Source organism: Microbacterium esteraromaticum (genome assembly GCF_017303215.1).
GTDB lineage: Bacteria > Actinomycetota > Actinomycetes > Actinomycetales > Microbacteriaceae > Microbacterium > Microbacterium esteraromaticum_C.
Map to the genome: position 1 here is coordinate 14,235 of NZ_JAEMWU010000004.1, position 23,110 is coordinate 37,344.

Sequence of the window (23,110 nt, forward strand, 5' to 3'; positions counted from 1 at the left end):
TCATGACTGCCGCCACCGTCACTGAGACCATCTTGCGCCAGCATCTCGATGCCTGGCTCTCCAACAAGAACGCGCATTCGCGCACGTTGCTGCTGCGTGCCCAGCCGCGCTGGGGCGGCGACCCGGTCATCACGGTGCGCGGAACGCGGGTGCGTGTCGTAGAGGGGGTCTCCGGACTGGCTGCGCTTGACGCGATGCGTTCTGCTGCAGCAGACGAAGCGGTGGTCGTGCTGACCGCGCTAAATGAGCGAGAGCTCGGTGATGCGGTCGTCCTCGACGCGCACCGCCAAAGGGTGAACAACCTCAACGAATGGAGCGTTGTTCCTGGTCTGTTCGGAGTACGGGACCAGAACGTGCCGCGGCAGGTGCTCGATCTCGGACGATGGTTGCCATCGCTTCTCGTGTCGATGCGGCCCAGCCGCGGGTACCAGCCTGCGCCGGGGGCGGTACTGACGGCCGACCACGTTGCTCGCTCTCTGGTCGCGGCCGCGCTGGGGCTCAGCAGACTCGAAGACCTTGACCTGATGGCGTTCTTGACGCCACTCGACGACGCGGCTATTCGAGGGCGACTGCGCAGCCTTGGCGCCGACGAACATGCAGGTCTCCTTCACGCGGCATCCGCCTATGTCGGTGAGCACATGGGGATCGCGCTGCGCGCGGCCATGAACGGCGGAAGCGTCTCGGTGCTGGCCATCGGCCTGGTCGTCGCCGAACTGTGGGAGCACGGCGCCGTCGCCCCTGACGCAGCTGCGGCAGCGGCACGGGTACGACTCGAACCATACGTGGGATCACGGATCAGTGCGCAGGCAGCGAGCCGGTACGGCGAGGCTGCGAGGAAAACCGTCAAGCGGCTGTTCGCCGACCGTCAGGGTCACGAGGTGCTTGAGCAGGCGGAAGCGCTGTGTGTCGAAATCGACTGGCAGCAGGGGGCCTCGGCATCGAGCTTCCTGTTGTCCGGCCTCGACGCCCGGATCAACGACCTCGCGGCGGCGATCGAGAACGCGGCAAACACCCCCAGCCTCGACGCCGCTGCTGGCGTAGAGGATGCATATCGACGCGTGCGAAAGCACCTCGCGGCACAGACGATCGCAAGCTCCCTTTCGACTGCCGCGATGGCCGTGCGCCTCGTCCGCTGGATCATAGGCTCCGAGCACACACCGGCGAGCTTCACCGACGCAGCGCAGCAGTACGGAGCGGATGGGGCATGGGCGGAGCGTGCACTGGGTGACATCTGGGACGGCGGAAGCCACCCGGTTCTGGCGCAGGCCTTCGGTGTGCTTGCCCATGAGGTGCAGCGGAAGCTGCGTGCGCTGGATTCGGCTTCGGCCGTGCTGTTGAGCGGTGCGCCGATTGTCGGTGGTCAGGTGTTGGGTGTCGAAGACGTGTTGCGCGAGGTCGTGGTTCCGCTGAGCGCCGATCAGCGGGTGCTGCTCATCGTGCTCGACGGCATGAGCTATGCGGTGGCCACCGAACTCGCCGCCGAGGCCCCGGAGTATGGGTGGTCCGAGATCGTTCACGCGCAGTCCAAGAGGCGAGGGGCGGTCGTTGCCGCGCTGCCGACGATGACGGAGTTCTCGCGAACCTCGTTGCTTTGCGGCGAGCTGCGTGCCGGCGATCAACAAGTTGAGAAGGCGCGCTTCGCGAAGGCAGTCGGTGGCGCCGTCTTCCACAAAGACGATCTGCGCTCCGACGCGGGTCATGCGCTTCCCGCGCCGGTCACTGCCGCAGTATCGAACCCGGCACAGAAGGTCATCGGGGTGGTACTCAACACGATCGACGACGCCCTGGCGACCGCTGAGGTGGACTCTCTGCGCTGGCGTGTCTCGCAGATCGCGAACCTCGAGGCGCTGCTCGCAGCAGCTCGCAACGCGAACCGCATAGTGATCCTCACATCTGACCATGGGCACATTGCGGAGCGGGGCAGCGCGTTGCGCAGTACACCGGGTGCATCTGCTCGCTACCGCGATGTGTCGACGGGCGAGGCGCGAGCAGATGAAGTGCACGTCACGGGTCCGCGCGTACTCACTACTGGTGGCGCCAGCGTCCTCGCCGTGTCGGATGGGGTGCGATTCGCGGCGAAGAAGGCGGGATATCACGGAGGGGCCTCGCTCGCAGAGACGGTCATTCCACTGGTCGTGATGACGCCCAAGGGGGCGGCAAGTCCATCCGGATGGGTGGAGGCACCGCCGCAGGAGCCGGTGTGGTGGAACGAGCCCGTTCGCCGGGCGGAACCAGCCTCAGCCCAACCGAAGACTTCGAAGTCGCGAAGTCGCGTGGCAGAGGTAGCGGGGCCAACGCTGTTCGACGCGCTGCCGACAGATCGGCTTGAGTCAGAGGCATCCATGCCGCTCGATGAAGAAGTCGTTGCCAGTGACGTCTATCGGGCCCGGAGAAGCAGTGGCGGACGCCACCCGATCGAAGACGAGACGGTGCGCAGGATTATCGAGACTCTGGTAGCAGGGGGCGGGCGCGCACACCGAGACACCCTCGCCATGGCAGCAGGGATACCCGCGACATCAGTGTCAGGAGTGCTCGCGTCGCTGCGCCGCCTGCTGAACGTTGACGGCTACGCCGTGGTCGACCTCGATGCCGATCGACAGACGGTGGTGCTCGACAGCACGCTGCTGCGGGAGCAGTTCCAGCTCGGAGCGCAACGATGACGACCGTCAGCCCGCGGCGACGACGAGAGATCATCGACGCGCTGCGACGGGGTACAGTTCCTCAGCGCGGACTGGACGTGATGGCGGTCGGACTCGAGCGGTTCCAGGTCGCGCTCACGGACGAACTCGACACAGTCGGCGGCGGGGGAGCCGTATTCAAAGCTGTGCGAGGCGAGTACGGAGCGGGCAAGACCTTTTTCGCGCGATGGCTGACCGAGACAGCGAAGCAGCGAGGCTTCGCCACTGCAGAGGTGCAGATCTCGGAGACCGAGACGCCGCTGCATCGGCTTGAGACGATCTACCGCCGCGTCACAGAGAACCTCAGCACCGAGGCGACGGCACCCAGCGCCTTTCGCGAGGTGATCGACGAGTGGCTGCGGGTGCTCGAAGAAGACGTGTCGTCATCCGGTGTGGACGGCAGCGAGATCGCGCAGCGCACCGAAGCTCTGCTTGAGCGGCGACTCGCTGCAGTGTCGCGAACCGCTCCGGCCTTTGCTGCTGCGCTGCGCGCCTATCATGCAGCCACGGTGCGGGGCGACACCGAGAGTGCCGATGGACTCATCGCGTGGCTTGGCGGCCAGCCGCACGTCGCATCCGCGATACGGCGCAGCGCCGGCATTCGAGGTGATCTCGATCACTTCGGCGCCCTCGGCTTCATGCAGGGCCTGCTGGCTGTGCTGCGAGACGCCGACTATCGCGGACTGGTGCTGGTGCTCGACGAGGTGGAGACCCTCCAGCGAGTGCGCAGCGACGTCCGCGAGAAATCACTCAACGCGCTGCGTCAGCTGCTGGACGAGATCGACGCGGGCAGGTTCCCCGGCCTGTATGTGCTCATCACCGGCACACCCGCATTCTTCGAGGGGATGCAGGGAGTGCAGCGACTGCCTCCGCTGGCAGCGCGAATCAGCGTGGATTTCTCGGGCGACCCGCGATGGGATAACCCCCGAGCGCCGCAGTTGAGGTTGATGGGATTTCAGCGAGACGGTCTGATCGAACTGGGCAAGCGAGTTCGAGACATCTACGCGACGGGAAGCGATGCCGCTGGGCGCCTCAACGAGCAGGCCAGCGATGAGTATCTCTCTGCACTGGCCGACGTCGTTGCAGGAAGGCTCGGCGGGCGAGTTGGAATCGCTCCGCGCGTCTACCTGCGCAAGCTTGTCGACATTCTCGACAAGATCGAGCAGTTCCCCGACTACGTGCCCGAAGAAGCAGGGACCGTACGGGTGAATGCTGGGGAGCTCAACGACGACGAGCGGGCGGCGGTCCGCGGACTTGACGCGATCGATCTCGATGTCTGACTCAACTGCTCTGACGCCGGGGCTCGAGTACCACGTGGTGAACACGCTCGGCTGGAACGATCTGCGGCCATTGCAGCACGCCGCGATCACCCCGGTTCGTTCGGGCGTGGATGCCCTGCTGATCGCCCCGACGGCCGGCGGCAAGACTGAGGCAGCGACTTTTCCGCTGCTGTCGCGGATGGTCGACGAGAAATGGCGCGGTCTGAGCGTGATCTACGTCGCGCCGCTGAAAGCGCTGCTGAACAATCTGTTGCCACGCCTGGAACAATATTGCGCCTGGGTGGGCCGTCGCGTCGCACTCTGGCATGGCGATATCGGTGAGAGCGCTCGCCGCAGCATCCTGAGCGAACCACCCGACGTGCTATTGACGACGCCAGAATCGCTCGAGGCGATGCTCGTCTCACGGCGTGTTGATCATCGGCTGCTGTTCGCGGATGTGCGTGCGGTGGTGGCAGACGAGATCCATTCGTTCGCCGCGGGTGATCGCGGTTGGCACCTGGTTGCTGTGCTCGAGCGGCTGCAGCGGCTGGCGGACAATCGGATCCAGCGGGTCGGGCTTTCGGCGACGCTGGGCAACCCAGATGACCTCTTGCGCTGGTACCAGGGATCGAACCTCGCGAATGGCGTGCCTTGCAAGGTCGTCTCCGCCGGCGACGCGCCTGCGGAGCCTGAGATAGGCCTTGACTACGTCGGGTCAGTGGAGAATGCGGCGGTCGTGATCGCTGCACTTCATCGGGGGCAGAAGAGACTCGTTTTCTGCGAGTCGCGAGCACAGGCGGAGGAGCTGGCATTCGCACTGCGTAGTGCTGGTGTGACGACATTCATCTCGCACTCTTCGCTGTCGCTGGACGAGCGGCGACAGAGCGAGCGGGCGTTTGCGGAAGCGCGCGACTGCGTGATCGTTGCCACCTCGACGCTCGAGCTGGGCATCGACATCGGAGACCTGGACCGGATGATCCAACTAGACTCACCGCGGTCGGTCGGCTCGTTCTTGCAGCGTCTCGGGCGGACCGGCAGACGGCCGGGAACGGTGCGAAACGCGCTGTTTCTCGCTACGGACAGCGAGAGCCTCTTGCGTGCAGCGGGACTGTTGCACCTATGGGGAACAGGATTCGTGGAGCCGATCGTACCCCCACCATCGCCGCGACACATAGCTGCTCAACAGCTGCTGGCGCTCGCGCTGCAGGAGGGGCGCTTCGCGCGGAACGACTGGGCCTCATGGTGGGCCGACTCACCGGTCATGACGTCTGCGCCGGAGATCCTGGACTACTTGGTCGACAGCGAATTCCTTGCGGTCGATGGTGACTGGCTCTTCGTCGGCCCACGTGCGGAGCGCGAGTTTGGCAGACGGCACTTCATCGAGCTGCTTTCGACATTCATCGCTGACTTGGAGATCAAAGTGATCTCGGGTCGACGGGAAGTCGGCTCGGTGGCGCCATTGTCGCTGACCGGCCCTGTGCTCGACGGACGCAAACCGCTGCTGCTTGCTGGTCGAGCGTGGCTTGTCGATTCGGTGGACTGGGACCGGCACGTCGCGATCGTGCGTGAAGATACGGCGAAGGGCAAGGTGCGTTGGAGTTCTGACCCCATGCCGGAGTCATTCGAAATGGTGCGTGCACGGCGGGATGTGCTGCTCGGGGCGCAGCCGCCGGCAGCCATGTCGCGGCGAGCTGAGATTCGACTTGCCGAGGTCCGAGCGTTGCGTGCTTCGCAGGTCGACGGAGAGTGCCAAGTGCTGGTCAAGAGGGAGAAGTCCTCCGTTCTGTGGGCGTTCGGTGGGCTGAAGGCTCACGCGACTCTGCTGGCAGGGCTTCCGGTGGAGGTGTCCGAAGGGGCAACAGCGGACAACGAGATGATCGTGTTCGGTGCGGGCCTGGGAGCTGGCCTATTCGATGGCTTGGACTTGGTGCGTGCGAGGCCGGACGTGTCGCACGAAGCGGTTGATGGTCTGAAGTTCTCGGCTGCACTGCCTGACGGGCTTGCCAAGGCAACGCTGGCTGAGCGGTTCGTGGATCGGGATGGGGCCGAGAACGTGGCCGGAATGGCTATCAGGTGCGAGGTGTCGAAGTGAACAAAGTCGTGCTCATCCATCGAGTCGCCACACCGGACTCCGCGGGGCTGAAGCCCGTGGGCGTGTGGAGCATCGAGAACGACCGAGAGAGCCACTTCTATGGGGTCGGCGACGAGGGGTATGAGGCGCGCGGAAGAAAAGCCCTCTTCCACCGTCCCCACGTTGCCGCCGTCGAGTGGGCGCTCTACAAGGCCGAGACGTCCCCGAACTGGGAACTCTACAAAGGCAGCACGCGGCTGCTTCTTGAGCCAGACCTTGATCAGATTCTCGCGGAAGCGCAGGCAGACTTCGCGGCAGCGTCCTTGAAGAAGCAGGACTTGTTTCGGCTGAAGGCCCGGCAGGCCCCGTCTCGGGCGGCCCCATCATCTCCAGACTGGGGTGCCCCACCGCGCGTCGTCGCGCAATCGTGGTGGATTGCAGCCGAGCTCGTGCGTCGTCACCCCGAGTCTCTCGTGTACGAAGCGCACCCGGGCGGCGGTATGTACGACGTGCTTGCGGTGGCGCCATCCAGACACTTCTCCTCGGAGGCGTCAACAGGCGAAGCAGCGGTCTTGTTGAATCGTGTCGGTACGTTGCAGGTCCATGCAGGCGCGGCGATTACCGGTATCGCCGATTGGGCCTCGGTGCTCATAGCTGCCAAGCCGTTCGAGATTGTGCGGGAGCTCGAGTCCGTTGCGGGATGGTTGCCTCCCCGAGCTACACCGAGTGCGACACGTAGAAGCCTTACTTACCGATTCATCGCTTCGGCGCTGGGAATGTTCGTCAACGATCGTCATCAGTGGGACGCCCGTTGCGAGCTGTTCGACACCGTGGACGGGCTGGAGCCGCGTGGTTTCGTCGACAGTTTTCCTCAGGCGCACGCAGATCTCGCTTCCGTCCCGAGGATCGGGATCTACGGTGAGCCGCACAGTCACTACTGGGGGCTGCTGCGCGACGGAGAGGCGATCGCCTTGGTCTCAATCGACGGACGCCTCTACCGGCGCGCCGGCGCTACTTTGGATCTTCTCGTCGAGTATCAGAAGCACCATCGGCGGCTTCGGCGCATGACAGCGGCGTTGCTTCGTGATTGGCTCTGAGTCTTCAGCTCGGTTCGATCAGTCGATCTCGATGGCGATGGAATGCCGGATGAAGCGCAGGGCACGGCCGTTCAGACGCCGAACTCACCTATCCGCCCGCCCGATGTCGGCGGCATCAGTCAAGATGGATGAACCCCCTCCCTGAGGAGACCCCATGACCGCACTGGCACAGGCGCACGCGCTGTCTCGACTGCTCGACGAGCACGTCGCGTGGCGCATGCTGCGCGCCGACAATGCGCCGGTGATGGTCTCGGTGCTCGCTGCCCACCTCGGCGGAGACGAGCGCCGCATCGAGAGTGAAGACCTCTACGAGCGCATCGACGCCGACCTCGACGAGCTGCGCGCACACGGCTTCGACCTGCCCGGCACCGCGAAGGCGTACTGCGCCGACTGGCGCACCGCCGGCTACCTCGTGCGGCGGCCGGCCGAGACGAGCAGAGGCGAGACCTTCGAGCTGTCACCGGCCGCGTTGACGGCGTCTCGGTTTCTCGCGCAACTCATTCAACCGCGTCAGGCGGCGACCGAATCGCGGCTGGCAAGCATCGCATCCCAGCTGCACCGCCTGGCGGTGGATTCCGACCCCGACGCGCGCACCCGCATCGCGCGGCTCGAAGAGCAGCGCGCGCAGATCGACGCAGAGATCGAGGCGATCAACCGCGGCGAGTCGCCACCCGTCGACCACGAGCGCGCCGTCGAGCGCGTGCGTGACATCCTCGCCATGGCAGAAGACATCCCCAGCGATTTCGCACGGGTCCGCGCCGAGTTCGAGCAGCTCAACCGCGACCTGCGCGCGCGGGTGCTCGAGTCGGATGCCGTGCAGCGCGCCGTGCTCGACGACATCTTCCGCGGCGTGAACATGATCGACGAATCCGACGCCGGGCGCAGCTTCACCGGATTCGCCGGGCTCGTGCTCGACCCCGAGCGCGGACAGGAGTTCGAGGATGACATCCGGCGCGTGCTCGAGCGCGACTTCACCGGCGCGCTGAGTTCCGCCGAGCGACGCTTTCTGCGCCAGCTGCTGCGCACGCTGAAAGAGCGCAGCGGCGAGATCCACGACGTCATCACGACCTTCGCGAGAGGACTGCGCCGCTACGTCCAGTCGCAGGAGTACGAACGCGATCGCGTGCTGCGCCGAGAACTGCGCGGCGCGCTCGCCGCAGGCCACGCTGCCAGCATCCGGATCAAACCGTACAAAGCGACCGACATCAGCCTGTCGCTCTCTGCCGTGCCGATGCGCAGCGCCGGTGCGCTGCGACTGCACGACCCGGCCGCATACGACGCACCCGAGGCAGTGATCACCCACGAGGCGGCCCCGGTCAGCATCGAAGAGCTGCGCGCCCTCGCGCGCGAGACCGAGATCGATTTTGACGAACTCACCGGCAACGTGAACGCGATGCTGAAAGACGTCGATGCGGTCACGGTCGGCGGGGTGCTCGAGCGATTCCCTGCAACGCAGGGGGTCGCGAGTATCGTCGGTCTGTTGGCCATCGGTGCCGCGCAAGGGGTGGCGAGCGATCCCGAACGCGTCACCTGGGTCGGCGTGGATGCTGTGACCAGGGCCGCGCGGATACCCAGCTATCGCTTCACAGGGAGGGTTCTGTGACCGAGACAGATGCAACGACAGCGGCCCACGAGGCGGCCCCCAGCGCCAGGTGGCCCGGCGACACCGGCACCCTCAGCATCGACGCCCGACGGGCGCTGCTGAAGCTGATCCAGGGGCCGTACCTCTCAGCCGCCCGGGCGCCGGGTCCTTGGTCGGCGCTCCTCGCCGACGAAGCGAGCATCCGATCTCGACTGCACGACCTCTTCCTCGATCTGGTGCTCGACCGCGACGCCGGTTTCGCCTTCGTGCGCAACGCCGACACCGGTGAACAGGACGCCCCCGTCGCGGTGAGATCAGAGCAGCTCACCTTCATCGACACCGCGATGCTGCTCGTGCTGCGGCAGATGCTGCTCAGCGGCGAACACGACGGGCGCGTCATCGTCGGCAGAGAAGACGTCTTCGAACAGCTCGCGCCCTTCCGCACCGAAGACCGCGACGAGACGGACTTCGCCAAGAGACTGAACGCCTCGTGGCTGAAGATGCGCAACAAGCTGCGGGTCGTCCACGTGCTCACCGACGAGCGGGTCGAGATCTCGCCCGTGCTGCGGATGCTGGTCGACGCCGATCGGGTGCGCATCATCGCCGCCGAGTACGAGCGGATTCGCTCGGGCGAACGCGACAGCAGCGGCACCGTCGCCGATCTGGGAATCGCGACGCCCGATGACGACGAGGAGTCCGAAGATGACGTTGCTTGAGATGCACCGAGAAGTCGCCGCAGCAGACGATGTGCGCGCGGGACAATGGCGCCTCGCGCGACTCGAAGTCGTCAACTGGGGCACCTTCGACGGGGCCCACCGCATCGACGTCTCCCGCAAGGGGCACCTGATCACCGGGGCATCCGGATCCGGCAAATCGTCGCTGCTGGATGCGATCGCCGCCGTGCTGACACCGGAACGCTGGCTGCGCTTCAACGCAGCCGCCCAGGACGCCTCGTCACGTGCCGACGACCGCGGCCTCGTCAGCTACGTGCGCGGGGCGTGGAGCAAAGAAGCCGACGAACTCGAAGACCGAGCCGTCAGCACCTACCTTCGCCCGCGGGCCACCTGGAGCGCGATCCTGCTGCGCTTCGAGAACCAGAACGACGCGCCGGTGAGCCTCGTTCGGCTCTTCCACCTGCCCGGCACGCAGACGGCGCGCGCCGACCTCAAAGACGCCTTCCTGCTGCTGCGCACCGAAGTCGCGCTCACCGAGCTCGCGCCGTTCGTCGCGAAGGGGATCGAAGCGCGTCGCCTTAAGGCCGCGTTCCCCGATGCGGTGGTCTCGACCGGCAGCCACGGCGGCTTCTTCACCCGGATGCGGCGGGTGTTCGGCATCAGCGGCGACAACGCGCTGCACCTGCTGCACAAGACCCAGTCGGCTAAGAACCTCGGCAACCTCGACACGCTGTTTCGTGCGTTCATGCTCGATCGGCCCGGCACCTTCGATCAAGCACGCAATGCCACCGAGCAGTTCCGCGAACTCAACGCGGCCCACGAGCATGTGGTCGAGTTGCGTCGTCAGGCAGAGCACCTCGAACGCATCGAAGAGGCGACCGCCGAGTACGAGCGCCAGTCACAGGAAGTCGCTGAGCTCCTGCATCTCATCGAGATGCAGGAGCCGTTTCAGGATCGCCTCCATTTCAGACTCGCGCAGGGCGAGCGTGAAGATCAGGTGGCAGAACTCGCCCGCGCGCGAGACAGAGCGACGGCCGCCGACGCGGTGCGGCAGCAGGCCGACCGAGCGCTCAGTGAGGCGCGCATGCACGAGGCGAAACTCGGGGGAGCCGATGCCGGGCTCCTGCGACGCGGCATCGACGACGCCCGGCGCGAAGGCGAGCGCATCCGCGCGCACGCCGAGCGTTTCGCATCCGAGTTGCGTTCCGCGGGAATCGAGCACGCACCGACGGATGCCGCGGAATTCGCCGCTCTGCAGGAATCGGCGCGCGCGCACCTCGGTCGCACGCCGGACGACGACGGCAGTCACCCCGCCCACGAGCGGTACGCCGATGCTCGCCGTCGCCTGAACGAGCTCGATGCCGAGCTCGAGTCGCTGAAGCACAGCCGCAGCAACCTCGAACCGCGGCTGCGCGCCGTGCGGGAGTGGCTGGCCGGCGAGCTCGGGGTCAGCGAGAAGAGCCTGCCGTTCGGCGGAGAACTGATCGACGTGGCTCCCGAGTACGCCGAATGGACGGGCGCGATCGAGCGCGTGCTTCGTCCGCTCGCCTCGGCGCTGCTGGTGCGTGACGCTGATCTGGTGCGCGTGCGGCGCCTCATCGAGAAGCGCTCGCTGGGAACGCGTCTCGTGATCGAGGCGGTGCCCGCAGATGCCGGCGCTGCGCGCCCCGTGCGGGCGCGCGACTCGTTGCTGCACCGCATTCGGGTCGCCGATGACCCGTTCGCGAGCTGGATGCACTCCCGGTTGTCGGAGTCATACGACATCTCGTGCGTCGCGGGGCCGGATGACCTCGATGACGTCGAGCGCGGTGTCACCAAGGGCGGGCAGATCAAGACCTCGGCGCGACGGTACGAGAAGAACGATCGCGTGTCGATCGATGACCGCAGCCACTGGATTCTCGGATCCGACAATCAGGCCAAGATCGATCACCTTCTCGAGCGTCGTGCGGTCGCGCAGCGCGAGACCGCACGCGCGAGAGCCGAGCTCGACGAGCAGCTCGCGGCGACCGAGGCCGCTCTGGCCAGAAGGCTGGTGCTGAAACGAGTGCTCGAGCGCACCTGGAATGAGTTCGACGCGGCGTCCGCCGACGCCACGCTCGCCGACAGAGAGGCGGAGCTCGCCCGCCTCACCGCTCGAAGCAGCGAGCTCGACGACGCCTCAAGAGCGGTGGCGGATGCGGAGCAGCAGCAGAAGCACGCAAGCGCGGAAGCCGACATGGCGAACGCTGCCCAGGCGCTCGCGGCCGAAGCGCTGCGGCAATCCGACGCGCTGATCGCGCGTCTGACCGGCCAGATCCAGGGGGTGACGCTGGCGCATGCTGATGCAGCGCTGCTCGAGGCGCGATACCGCACCGTGCAGCGGCGAGTCGACACCGCCAACATCGGCGACATCGGGTTGAAGGTCGCAAACGCGCTGCATGTCGCAGCGAAGGACGCCGACTCGGCGCGGGCCCGCTCGATGATGGCGTTCGCGCGACTGGCATCCGAGTTCCGTGGCGCGTGGCCGGCGGCCGCGCCCGACCTGACGTCGGACGTCGATGATCGCAGCGGATATCGGGCTCTGCTCGACGGCATCCGCACACGTGGTCTTCCGGAGCACGAAGAGAACTTCCGGCGGCTGCTGCGCGAGAAGTCGCGAGACCTGATCGGGCATCTGCTCAGCGAGATCCGCGATGCGCCCAAGCAGATCGAGGAGCGCATCGATCCGGTGAACGCGTCTCTGGGGCGGTCGCTGTTCGACGCCGACCGCTTCCTGCGGATCCGAGTGAAGACGAAGCGATCACCGGACGCGACCGAGTTCATGACCGATCTGAAGGGCATCGTCGACGGGTCGTGGGATCAGAACGACCTGCGGGCCGAGCAGCGGTTCGCCGCGCTGAAGCGCCTCATGGATCGCCTTGAATCGGCCGAGAACGGTGACCGTGGCGATCACGCCTGGCGTCAGCGTTGCCTCGATACCCGCGAACACGTGACGTTCCAGGCGCAGGAGGTCGACCGCGCCGGTCGGGTGCTGAGCGTGCACGACTCGAGCGCCGGACTCTCGGGAGGGCAGCGGCAGAAGCTCGTGATCTTCTGCCTGGCGGCGGCCCTGCGCTACCAGCTGACCGATGACGAACAGGATGTTCCGACCTACGGCACGATCGTGCTCGATGAGGCGTTCGACAAGGCCGACAGCCAGTACACCCGCATGGCGATGGACGTGTTCCGCGAATTCGGGTTCCACATGATCCTCGCCACACCGCAGAAGCTGCTGCAGACGATCGAGAGCTACGTTGGAGCCGTCACGTCGGTGTCGAACCCGACCCGCAAGCAGTCGCTGTTGGCGAACGTGCCCTTCGAGCAGGTCGAGTGATGCCGGTCACCGTGGCAGAGGCCCGGGCACGCGCAGCGCGAGCGGTCGAGAAGGGGCGTCGGGAGTGGGCCGCGCGCGGTGGCGGGATCGTCGAGTTCAGCATCCCGCTGAAGCCGCCGACCGAGCGCGAGGTGCTGGCCGATCCGCGCGCGGCGAGCGAGTGGGCGGCGTCCTGGCGGAGCGTTCAGGGTACGGACCTGCAGATCGGCTGGGCGACCAAGAACTGGCCCAGCGCCGGCAGGCAGGAACTGCCCGAGCGATTGACCCTGCGCACGGCAGACACCCTGGCGCGATTCGCCGGCGCCGTCGTGTATCGCGACTGGGCGCGGATCCGCGACCGCGCCCGGGAACTTCGTGAGCGCTTCGGTGAGGGCGACGAGATCGTGGCGGCGATCCAGCGCCGGGGTGGCGCGATAGACCGGCAGACGGATCTCGACTTCGTGCTGCTTCTCGGGGTGCTCACGTGGCTGCGCCGGCATCCGTCTTCAGGGTATCGGCTGCGCCAGGTGCCCGTCCCCGGCATGCACACCAAGTGGCTGGGCGCGCACCGCGCACTGGTCGAGACGATGTACGCGGCTCTCACCGGCGAACCTGATCTCGGGCTCGTGCCATCGCCGGAGACGCTGCGGATCCGCTTTCTCGACACCGACGATCGACCCGGCGGGCTGAGCGACGTCACCGCACCGATCCACGAACTCGCGGCCCTGCCGATCAATCCCCGCATCGTCATCGTCTGCGAGAACCTCGAATCGGTGCTCGCGCTGCCCGACTGGTCCGGCGCTATCGCCGTGCACGGCGGGGGATACGCCGTGCCGATTCATCGCCTGCCCTGGGCGCTCTCGTCGCGGGTGCTCTACTGGGGTGATCTGGATGCTGATGGCTTCGCCATCCTGCACCGACTGCGCTCGAACGGCGTCGACGCGATCAGCGTGCTGATGGACGAGGCGACGCTCGTGGCTCACCGAGAGCTGTGGGTGCCCGACCCGAACGGTGTCGCAGTGCGAGTGCTGCCGACGCTCACCGGGTCTGAGCAGGCGACGCTCGACCGCATCTCTTCGGAGGGCGGGGTGCGACTAGAGCAGGAGCGCCTGCCGTGGCCGACGGCGCTCGAGGCGCTGCGGGTCGCGGCCGACTCTTCGCCGTTGTGATCTGCGAATGTCGGTGGCTCCTGCGACTATGAAGTATGGCGCGAGTGCGGCATTGACGGCGTCGAGGTCGGTGCCGTCGAGGTGGTCGATATCGAGGCGCTCGTCGGAGAGCAGCTGGCCATCTCACTCAGCATCTCTCTAGCTATGCCGGGCTTGTGCGCCTCGCCCATCGCGGCCAGCTGGGCGAGGAAGTCGGCACCGTCGAAAGGCGAAGTGACGAGTTCACCGCACGGATCCGGACGAGATCACCCGCAGGAGTCTGTGCACAACCGCCCGACAGGGTGGCGTGAGCGTCACCGCTCCGCCAGCACGAGCAGCTCACCCACCTCGCAGTCGAGCGCATCGCAGATGGCCCGCAACGTCGAATAGCGGATCGCGCGGGCGCGATCGTTCTTGAGCACCGACAGGTTCACCACGCTGACGCCGACGCGAGCGCTCAGCTCGGTCAGCGTCATGCCTCGGTCGGCGAGGAGCTCATCAAGACGGCAGTGGATGCCCGTGGCATCCGCCTCTGCCTCGGCGGGGCTCATATCAGCCCGTCCGTCTCATGCCGCAACTGCTCGGCCTCGTTCTGCAGCCGCGCCCCGTAGCGGAAGATCGCAGACAGAGCGAAGAGTCCGACGGCGACGGCAAACGGCCAGAGCGGGATGCTGAGCTCGAAAGGAGGCTCCAGCCCGGCGGGCCACTCCAGCGAGCGCGCGGCGAGCGTCATGCCGATCTGCTTCAACAGCTCACCGACGACCGCGCCCACCATCACGACGAACGCGACGACACCGAACGTCTTCGAGACGCTGCGGTGGAACGGTTCACGCTGCCCGGCGCGACGAGTGGCGTTGTAGATCGCCCAGGCGATCGCCGCGGAGGCCGCGATGCCGAGCAGCGTGCCCAGGTAGATCACCAGCCGAGGACCGAAAGGCACATCGTCAACGACACCTCCGTGGGTCAGGGTCGTGACAGAGTCCTGCTGGTCGATCATCCAGCTCGATGTCGTTTCATCGAGCGACACCGAGGGCGAGCTGAGGGTGCTGACGCCGAACATCACCGCTCCCGCGCCGGCGAGCAACACGAAGGCGTAAGAGGCGTTGCGCGTGACATCCAGCGCGAGCGTCGTGCTGCCATGACGCCGTGCGCGGGCGATCGAGAACGCGACGATCAGGCCCGCGATCAACAGCCACAGCACGAGCATCGACAGCCCCGACGCGAGGTCGTCCGAGGTCAGGCCCATCACACGAGCCCTTCCGTGTCGCGCTGCAGGCGGTGGCCCACCTCGAAGGCGGTCGCAACTAGGGCGAGAGCGAAGGCCCACCCGAGCGGGGCGAGGTTCAGGTCGATCGCGAACGCAGGGAAGACCTCGTAGACGTCGGGGTCTGTGCTGGCCAGGTGGTCGACGATCATCCCGCGACCGATCCCACCACACAACTGCCCGAACATGCCTCCGGCGGCAACCAGGCACGCGGCGAGTCCGATCGTGGTCGACATCGTCCGGCGGAACGGGCGTGCGCGAACCAGCGAGACGCCGAGCCACCAGGCCACGGCGCACACCCCGATGATCGCCAGCGCGGGAAGAGCCCCCTCGAGCAGTAGCATCCACCGCGCCGCCGCAGGCAACGTCGCGAAGGCGACATCCGCCTGAATGTACTCCGCCGAGCGGATGCCGTCGATGCCCGACAGTGTCGGCGCGGCAGCGGCGTGCACGGGCATCCGCACCGTGACCACGGCGCCGAACACGTCGAGCGCGCCGCGGATCACCGCGAAGACCGACACCGCGGCGATGAGCGCGGCGCCCGTGGCGACCACGCGCGCGCCGATTCTGTCAGCCGGTGACACCGGTGAATCCACTGTTCGAGTCATGCGCACCCTCCGTGCATAACGTTATTCGTTCATATCGACTGTCGTTAACATAACGACAGTCGATATGTGCGTCAAGCGCGTGTCCCGCGAATCTTCGCCGAGACCCCCTGTTGTTGACCACACCCCCACCTGGCGGCGTTGATAGGGCGGGGTGTCGCCGGCAACTGGGGGTCTCGGCGGTGGGGGCGGGGTGGGAAGCGCGCGGGGTGATATGCCGACGGCGAACACGGGCATACAGCACGCGCGCGCTCGTTACTCTCGATATACAAGGCCTTAAGCCGCTTCGCCGACGCGCGAAAAGGAGTCACAGCATGTTCGAGAGATTCACCGACCGAGCCCGTCGGGTCGTCGTCCTCGCCCAAGAAGAGGCGAAGATGCTCAACCACAACTACATCGGCACCGAGCACATTCTGCTCGGCCTCATCCACGAGGGTGAGGGCGTCGCGGCAAAGGCACTCGAGAGCCTCGGCATCTCGCTCGACGCCGTGCGCGAGCAGGTGCAAGACATCATCGGCCAGGGCCAGCAGCAGCCGTCCGGTCACATCCCCTTCACGCCGCGCGCCAAGAAGGTGCTCGAGCTGAGCCTGCGCGAAGCGCTGCAGCTTGGCCACAACTACATCGGCACCGAGCACATCCTGCTCGGTCTCATCCGCGAGGGTGAGGGCGTTGCCGCCCAGGTGCTCGTCAAGCTGGGCGCCGACCTCAACAAGGTGCGTCAGCAGGTCATCCAGCTGCTCTCGGGCGCCCCGGGGCGCGAGACCGCTTCGGTCGGCGCGCAGGCCAACGACGGTCCGGCCTCGGCGCAGGGCGGTTCGCAGGTGCTCGACCAGTTCGGGCGCAACCTCACGCAGGCAGCCCGCGACGGCAAGCTCGACCCGGTCATCGGCCGCGAGAAGGAGGCCGAGCGGGTCATGCAGATCCTCTCGCGCCGCTCGAAGAACAACCCCGTTCTGATCGGTGAGCCCGGTGTCGGCAAGACCGCCGTCGTCGAGGGGCTCGCTCAGGCGATCGTCAAGGGCAACGTGCCCGAGACCCTCAAGGACAAGCAGCTCTACTCGCTCGACCTCGGCTCGCTCATCGCCGGCTCCCGCTACCGCGGTGACTTCGAAGAGCGTCTGAAGAAGGTCACCAAAGAGATCCGCACGCGCGGCGACATCATCGTTTTCATCGACGAGATCCACACCCTGGTCGGCGCGGGCGCTGCCGAGGGCGCGATCGACGCCGCCAGCATCCTCAAGCCGCTCCTCGCGCGCGGCGAGCTGCAGACGATCGGCGCGACCACGCTCGACGAGTACCGCAAGCACTTCGAGAAGGATGCTGCGCTGGAGCGCCGCTTCCAGCCGGTGCAGGTGAACGAGCCGACCCTGCCGCACGCGATCAACATCCTCAAGGGACTGCGCGACCGCTACGAGGCGCACCACAAGGTGCAGATCACCGACGGCGCGATCGTCGCCGCCGCGAACCTCGCCGACCGCTACGTGCAGGACCGCTTCCTGCCCGACAAGGCCATCGACCTGATCGACGAGGCCGGTGCGCGTCTGCGCCTGAGCATCCTCTCGTCCCCGCCCGAGCTGCGCGAGTTCGACGAGCGCATCGCCAAGGTGCGTCAGGACAAGGAAGCAGCTTCCGAGGAACAGGACTTCGAGAAGGCCGCCGCGCTGCGCGACCAGGAAAAGGAGCTGCTCGGTGAGCGGCTGCGCCTGGAGAAGCAGTGGCGTGCCGGCGACGTCGCCACCCAGGCGATCGTCGACGAGGGCCTGATCGCCGAGGTGCTCGCCCAGGCGACCGGCATCCCCGTCTTCAAGCTCACCGAAGAGGAATCCAGCCGACTCGTCTTCATGGAGAAGGCGCTGCACCAGCGTGTCATCGGTCAGGAAGAGGCGATTGCCGCGCTCTCGCGCACGATCCGTCGCCAGCGCGCCGGCCTCAAGGACCCGAAGCGCCCCTCGGGCTCGTTCATCTTCGCCGGCCCCACCGGCGTCGGAAAGACCGAGCTCGCCAAGGCTCTCGCCGAGTTCCTCTTCGACGACGAGGCCGCGCTGATCTCGCTCGACATGAGCGAGTTCGGTGAGAAGCACACCGTCTCGCGTCTGTTCGGTGCCCCTCCCGGATTCGTCGGTTTCGAAGAGGGTGGCCAGCTCACCGAGAAGGTGCGCCGCAAGCCGTTCTCGGTCGTGCTGTTCGACGAGATCGAGAAGGCCCACCCCGACATCTTCAACTCGCTGCTGCAGATCCTCGAAGAGGGTCGCCTGACCGACGGTCAGGGACGCATCGTCGACTTCAAGAACACCGTGATCATCATGACGACGAACCTCGGTTCGTCGGCGATCGCCGGTGGCCCGGTCGGCTTCCAGATCGAGGGCAACTCGCAGACGACCTACGAGCGCATGAAGGGCAAGGTCGACGAAGAACTCAAGCGTCACTTCAAGCCCGAGTTCCTCAACCGCCTCGACGACATCATCGTCTTCCCGCAGCTCAACAAGGACGAACTGCGTCAGATCGTCGGGCTGTTCGTCAAGCGCCTGGGCGACCGCCTGCTCGACCGCGACATGACGGTCGAGCTCTCGGACGCCGCTAAGGACAAGCTCATCGAGATCGGATTCGACCCCTCGCTCGGTGCCCGGCCGCTGCGCCGCGCCATGCAGCGCGAGATCGAGGACCAGCTCTCGGAGCGCATCCTGCACGGTCAGCTCGACACCGGCGACCACGTGAAGGTCGACGTCGTCGATGGCAAGTTCACCTTCGAGCACGCACCGCGTGGCGAGAAGGTGGCCGTGGGGATCAACACCGGTGGCGCCGGTATCTCGGCCACGCCGGACCTCGCCGCCAGCGGCAGCGACTGACACGCGTTCCCAGAAAGGGGGCGGATGCTACGGCATCCGCCCCCTTTCTGCGTTGCCGCCCAGGAACCGGCGTCGGCGCCCCGGCTCAGGTTTCGAGGGCGCGGAGCATCGTCTCGCGCAGAGCATCAGGGTCGTCGTTCAGCAGCAGCCCGCCCAGGTATGCCGCGTAGACGAGGCGCGCGCGAGAGGACGCATCAGTGGGCGGCATCCCGCGCCCGGTCAGGATTCGCTCCAGGAAGGCCAACCTGGTGGCGTGCACGCGCGCGACCACCGGACCGACACGAGCATCGGCGCTGGCCAGCAGCATCCGCAGTTCGGTGGCATCGTGTGCATGGCCCACGGTGCGCGCGAGGAGTGCTGCCGCGGCATCGGGCGCGGTGGGATCGAGCGCGTCGATCACCTCGCGGGTCGCCCGCTGCTCCCAGCGATCGAGCACGGCGTCGATGAGGGCCGCGCGATCCGCGAAATGCCAGTAGAGGCTGCCCTTGGTGGCTCCGGCGAAAGCGGCGAGGGGTTCGATGGCGAGCTGATCGAACCCCACCCGGCTGCCGAAGTCGATCGCGATGTCGATCCAGTCGTCGCGGCTGCGGCGTGGCCGAGGTGTCGAAGAAGTGGGACGAGCCATGGCGGCATCGTACTGTACGGTGCCGTATAGTCATTTCCATACGGAAGCGTATGGAAGGAAGCGCATGAAGAAGTCCCTTCGCGATCTGATCCGCCCGCCGCACGACCCCCGCCCCCGGCGCCCTCTCGCGGCGCTCGCAGCGACCGTGCTGGCATCCCTGGGCCTGTTGCACGTGCTCTGGGCGCTCGGCAACCCCTGGCCCGCGTCCGATGCCGAGGCATTCGTGGCGACCTTCCTCGGATCGCCGGGTGGGGTGCCGATGCCGGGTCCGCTGATCACCATGCTCGTCGCGTTCGCCCTCCTGGCCGCAGCAGCGCTGGTGCTGATGCGCGTCTCGCGTGTTGACGCCGTGCGGGGGATAGGCCACCTCGGCACGCTCGGCGTGGGTATCGCCCTCGCGCTGCGCGCCGCCGTCGGGTTCATCGTGTCGGGGTTGCTACCGCACCTGGTGGTTGAGCCGTACCGGACGCTGGACCTGTGGGTCTACTCGCCGCTGTGCCTCGCTCTCGCGGTCGCCGTCTTCGTCGTGCGTCGGAAATCCCAGACCGAACAGGTGCAGGTCGGCGTGTCATAGCCCGACACGCCGACGGCGGCCCGTTTCGTCTGTGAGTTCCACACGGCGGGCCGCTCTAGGCTGGAACCGTGAGCGACTACACCGTCCGCGCAGCGCGCAGCACCGACATCGTCGGCATCCACTCGCTGTTGGAGCCGATGGTCGAGAAGCGAATCCTGCTCGGCAAGGACCTCGCGGTGCTCTACGGGGCGGTGCAGGAGTTCGTCGTCGCCGAACACGACGGCCGACTGATCGGCTGCGGAGCCCTACACGTCATGTGGGAGGACATCGGCGAGGTGCGCACCCTGCTTGTGCACGACGACTACCTGCGCCACGGCGTCGGCCGCACCATCGTCGAGGACCTGGAGCGACGTGCTCGTGACCTGGGCCTGCAGCGTCTGTTCTGTCTCACGTTCGAGACCGCGTTCTTCACCCGCCGCGGCTTCGCCCCGATCGGTGAGCAGGTCGTGGACGCCGACGTGTACTCGCAACTGCTGCGCAGTGGCGACGCGGGCGTCGAGGAATTCCTCGACCTGGCGCACGTCAAGCCGAACACGCTCGGCAACACCAGGATGATCAAGCACCTCAACTAGCCTGGGAACATGTCCCGTCCGTCTGCCGCCGTCTATCGTCGCCGGCGACTCCTGGTGATCGTCGTGGCGTTCGTGGCGGTCGCGGCCATCTCCGGAGGAGTCTGGCTGGCGCTCGCACAGCCCTGGTCTTCGGCATCCGACGCTCCGGCCGCCTCTGCGACGCCTGAGGCGACCGCCTCGGCGCCGACCGATACGGCGTCCGCGAGTCCGTCGCCGAGCCCGGACGACACCGAGCCCCCCGGGGTCGTCGCCTGCGAAGCCGGCGACATCGTGGTCGTCGCCCAGACGGATGCTGACACCTATGGCGCCGGTGAGTTGCCCCAACTGTCGATCAGCCTGACCAACAACGGTGCACGGGACTGCACGATGAACGTCGGGTCGAGTACGCAGAAGTTCGTCGTCACGAGCGGTTCGGACACGTGGTGGCGCTCGACAGACTGCCAGACCGAACCCAGTGACATGATCGTCACGCTCGAAGCGGGGACGACCGTCACGAGTGCGACCCCGGTGGTGTGGGACCGCACCCGTTCATCGGTCGACACCTGCGATGCAGAGCACCGACCGCAGGCGCCCGGAGGCGGTTCGTCGTACCACGTGAGCGTGGAGATCGGCGGATTCGAGGGCGCGAGCACCAAGCAGATCATCCTGCGCTGATCCCCGCGGCGTCGTTGTACGAAACGCACAGGGAAAGACGCGAAAGCGCTCCGATGTTCGGCTGACATCACCGATATTTTGGGATACCATGGGAACTGGTTCTTCGAACTAGTGCGGTGAAAACCATCCCCAGTGGTTGTCGACTTCAGCGTCCCCAGCGCTTCGACATCACCGCCGCAAGAACCTGGAGGGCCCTCTCGAGTACCCCAGTCCCCAATGGAGGATTCGAGAGGGCCCCGCTTCTTCCCTCTGTGGTTCGGTGCGATCCTTCGTGCTCTCATAGGCTGGATGCATGGCGAAGAAGAGGGCACGGGCCAAGAAGCGTCCCGCACCGGAGGAGTTCCGTTCCGAGGCACTGGCGCAGGCGCTCGAGAAGCAGGACATGGCGGCCGTCGCCCTCGCACTGCGCAACGGCAACACGGTCGTACCCCTGATCAAGCCCGGTGCTCGCGACAACCCGCTCGACGGTGGCGAGGTGTGGACCTACCGCGACCCGAAGTCCGGTGACGTGGCGCTGCTGCTGTTCAGCGATGCCACGCACAAGCCCGCCAACCTGCCCCCGGGCGTCGGCATCTACTCGCCCGCATGGCTGAAGTCGTTCCTGACCACGCACAGCGACACCATTACGACCGTGTTCCTCGACATCGCGGGCCCTCACCCGATGCAGGCGCCGCCCGCCGAACTGCTCAAGGCGCTCGACGTCTGAACCGCCGCACGGCGCGGCGCGATCAGAACGGCGGCACGCCGGCGTCGTGGGTCCGCCGATTGGCGCTCGGCGCGCTGCTCTTCGCCCGTGACCGGATATCGCCCAGCGCCGTGCGCAGACTCGACGATCGGTCATCGATCACCTGCTGATACCCCAATCGTGCCGCTTCGCTGCGCCGCTGCGCGGCCTGCGTCACCGGACGGATCTCACCGGCCAGCGACAGCTCGCCCACCACGGCCAGCGTGCGGGGCACCGAGAGATGCCGGATCGACCCCGCCACGGCGACGGCGATCGCAAGGTCTGCTGCCGGTTCGGTGAATCGCACGCCGCCGACGGTCGAGACGTACACGTCGAGCTTCGAGGTCTCGATGCCGGCGCGGCGTTCGAGGATCGCCAGCACCATCGCCACGCGCGACGAGTCGAGACCGTGCACCACTCGGCGCGGGTTCGGCGCGTTCGAGGTGATCGTCAGCGCCTGCACCTCGACGGGCAGTGCACGCCGACCCTCCATGGCGATCGCGACGCAGGTGCCCGGCTCGGCGTCGCCCTGCGAGAGGAACAGGCCACTCGGGTCGGGCACCTCGGCGATGCCGACACCGGTCATCTCAAAACATCCGACCTCATCGGTCGGCCCGAACCGGTTCTTCAGCGCGCGCACGAACCGCAGCGCCGTCTGCCGATCACCCTCGAAATGGCACACGACGTCGACAAGATGCTCCAGCACGCGCGGCCCGGCGACCTGGCCGTCTTTCGTCACGTGCCCGACGAGGATCACCGGCAGCCCGCGGTCTTTCGCGACGCGGATCAGCGTCGCGGCGACCTCGCGCACCTGGCTCGGCTGCCCGGCCGCGCCGTCGATCAGCCCGGATGCCACGGTCTGCACCGAGTCGACGATCACGAGCTCGGGCTGCACCTCGTCGATGTGGCCGAGGATCGTTGCCAGGTCGGTTTCGCTGGCCAGATAGAGGTCGTCGTGCAGGGCTCCGGTGCGCTCGGCGCGCAGTCGCACCTGCGCGGGGGACTCCTCGGCGCTGGCGTACAGCACCCGCCGGCCCGCCTTCGCCGTCGAGGCCGCGACCTCGAGCAGCAGAGTGGACTTGCCGACACCGGGTTCGCCGCTGAGCAGGATCGCTGCACCCGGCACGATGCCACCGCCCAGCACCCGGTCGAACTCGCCGACTCCGCTGGTGCGCCGTGGAGCATCGGTCGTGGTGATCTGGGTGATCGGTCGCGCTGCCCGGTGCGCGGCCGGGGCGACGGCATCCGTCTGACGCACGAATCCGACCTTGGTGCCCTGCTCTTGCACCGTGCCCCATTGCTGGCACTCGCCGCACCGGCCGACCCATTTCGCGGTCGTCCACCCGCATTCGGTGCAGACGAAGGCGGGCGGAGCGGGTCGACGGGTGGCCATCACGCCAGGCTAC

The 23,110-nt window shown here is 66.9% G+C and carries 18 protein-coding genes; 13 read left to right on the forward strand and 5 right to left on the reverse strand.

Going from position 1 to position 23,110, the window contains the following annotated elements; genetic code table 11:
- Positions 1-2 precede the first annotated feature (2 nt).
- From pglZ to JF543_RS13965, 8 genes are all read left to right on the forward strand, one after another.
- The gene (gene pglZ / locus JF543_RS13930) at positions 3-2,660 is read left to right on the forward strand and encodes a BREX-2 system phosphatase PglZ (protein ID WP_206824860.1); all 2,658 of its coding nucleotides are present in this window, start codon (positions 3-5) and stop codon (positions 2,658-2,660) included.
- Complete coding sequence (brxD, locus tag JF543_RS13935) at positions 2,657-3,958, forward strand: BREX system ATP-binding protein BrxD (protein ID WP_206824863.1); 1,302 nt, start codon at positions 2,657-2,659, stop codon at positions 3,956-3,958. Before pglZ ends, brxD begins: the two co-directional genes overlap by 4 nt.
- Before the next feature lie 34 nt (positions 3,959-3,992).
- Positions 3,993-6,029: a DEAD/DEAH box helicase gene (locus JF543_RS13940; protein ID WP_206824868.1), complete on the forward strand. Its 2,037-nt coding sequence runs from the start codon at positions 3,993-3,995 to the stop codon at positions 6,027-6,029.
- Complete coding sequence (locus JF543_RS13945) at positions 6,026-7,105, forward strand: hypothetical protein (protein WP_206824869.1); 1,080 nt, start codon at positions 6,026-6,028, stop codon at positions 7,103-7,105. Before JF543_RS13940 ends, JF543_RS13945 begins: the two co-directional genes overlap by 4 nt.
- A 154-nt stretch (positions 7,106-7,259) precedes the next feature.
- Entirely contained in the window at positions 7,260-8,708 is a 1,449-nt protein-coding gene (locus JF543_RS13950; protein ID WP_206824870.1) for a DUF3375 domain-containing protein, read from the forward strand.
- On the forward strand, positions 8,705-9,403 hold the full coding sequence (locus tag JF543_RS13955) for a DUF4194 domain-containing protein (protein ID WP_206824871.1): 699 nt from the start codon (positions 8,705-8,707) through the stop codon (positions 9,401-9,403). The genes JF543_RS13950 and JF543_RS13955 overlap by 4 nt, the downstream gene beginning before the upstream one ends.
- Entirely contained in the window at positions 9,390-12,713 is a 3,324-nt protein-coding gene (locus JF543_RS13960; protein WP_206824872.1) for an ATP-binding protein, read from the forward strand. The genes JF543_RS13955 and JF543_RS13960 overlap by 14 nt, the downstream gene beginning before the upstream one ends.
- On the forward strand, positions 12,713-13,861 hold the full coding sequence (locus JF543_RS13965) for a Wadjet anti-phage system protein JetD domain-containing protein (RefSeq protein WP_206824874.1): 1,149 nt from the start codon (positions 12,713-12,715) through the stop codon (positions 13,859-13,861). The genes JF543_RS13960 and JF543_RS13965 overlap by 1 nt, the downstream gene beginning before the upstream one ends.
- 293 nt (positions 13,862-14,154) lie before the next feature.
- Here the strand turns inward: JF543_RS13965 and JF543_RS13970 are convergent, their stop codons facing one another.
- Genes JF543_RS13970 through JF543_RS13980 form a run of 3 tightly spaced genes read right to left on the reverse strand, consistent with a single transcriptional unit; the run spans position 14,155 to position 15,658 of the window.
- A complete protein-coding gene (locus tag JF543_RS13970; RefSeq protein WP_206824875.1) occupies positions 14,155-14,391 on the reverse strand; it encodes a helix-turn-helix domain-containing protein in 237 nt (78 codons plus the stop codon).
- Entirely contained in the window at positions 14,388-15,086 is a 699-nt protein-coding gene (locus JF543_RS13975) for a hypothetical protein (RefSeq protein ID WP_206824876.1), read from the reverse strand. Before JF543_RS13975 ends, JF543_RS13970 begins: the two co-directional genes overlap by 4 nt.
- Positions 15,086-15,658: a hypothetical protein gene (locus JF543_RS13980; RefSeq protein WP_347401172.1), complete on the reverse strand. Its 573-nt coding sequence runs from the start codon at positions 15,656-15,658 to the stop codon at positions 15,086-15,088. Before JF543_RS13980 ends, JF543_RS13975 begins: the two co-directional genes overlap by 1 nt.
- Before the next feature lie 365 nt (positions 15,659-16,023).
- Between JF543_RS13980 and JF543_RS13985 the strand changes: the two genes are divergently transcribed.
- Complete coding sequence (locus JF543_RS13985; RefSeq protein WP_206824878.1) at positions 16,024-18,555, forward strand: ATP-dependent Clp protease ATP-binding subunit; 2,532 nt, start codon at positions 16,024-16,026, stop codon at positions 18,553-18,555.
- An 85-nt stretch (positions 18,556-18,640) separates the two neighbouring features.
- Here JF543_RS13985 and JF543_RS13990 read toward each other — a convergent pair whose 3' ends face one another.
- On the reverse strand, positions 18,641-19,180 hold the full coding sequence (locus JF543_RS13990; protein WP_206824879.1) for a TetR/AcrR family transcriptional regulator: 540 nt from the start codon (positions 19,178-19,180) through the stop codon (positions 18,641-18,643).
- Positions 19,181-19,244: 64 nt separating this feature from the next.
- Here JF543_RS13990 and JF543_RS13995 point away from each other — a divergent pair, with 64 nt between their 5' ends.
- The 4 genes from JF543_RS13995 to JF543_RS14010 all read left to right on the forward strand — a co-directional run bounded on the left by JF543_RS13995 (position 19,245) and on the right by JF543_RS14010 (position 21,686).
- Complete coding sequence (locus JF543_RS13995) at positions 19,245-19,754, forward strand: DUF3995 domain-containing protein (protein WP_206824880.1); 510 nt, start codon at positions 19,245-19,247, stop codon at positions 19,752-19,754.
- Between the two features lie 68 nt (positions 19,755-19,822).
- Positions 19,823-20,326 (forward strand): amino-acid N-acetyltransferase, encoded by a 504-nt coding sequence (locus JF543_RS14000; RefSeq protein WP_206551362.1) that lies wholly within the window; start codon positions 19,823-19,825, stop codon positions 20,324-20,326.
- 9 nt (positions 20,327-20,335) lie between these two features.
- On the forward strand, positions 20,336-20,980 hold the full coding sequence (locus JF543_RS14005; RefSeq protein ID WP_206824882.1) for a hypothetical protein: 645 nt from the start codon (positions 20,336-20,338) through the stop codon (positions 20,978-20,980).
- A 292-nt stretch (positions 20,981-21,272) separates the two neighbouring features.
- Complete coding sequence (locus tag JF543_RS14010) at positions 21,273-21,686, forward strand: dehydrogenase (RefSeq protein ID WP_206824885.1); 414 nt, start codon at positions 21,273-21,275, stop codon at positions 21,684-21,686.
- 22 nt (positions 21,687-21,708) lie between these two features.
- Here the strand turns inward: JF543_RS14010 and radA are convergent, their stop codons facing one another.
- On the reverse strand, positions 21,709-23,097 hold the full coding sequence (radA, locus tag JF543_RS14015; protein ID WP_206824891.1) for a DNA repair protein RadA: 1,389 nt from the start codon (positions 23,095-23,097) through the stop codon (positions 21,709-21,711).
- Between the last annotated feature and the right edge of the window lie 13 nt (positions 23,098-23,110).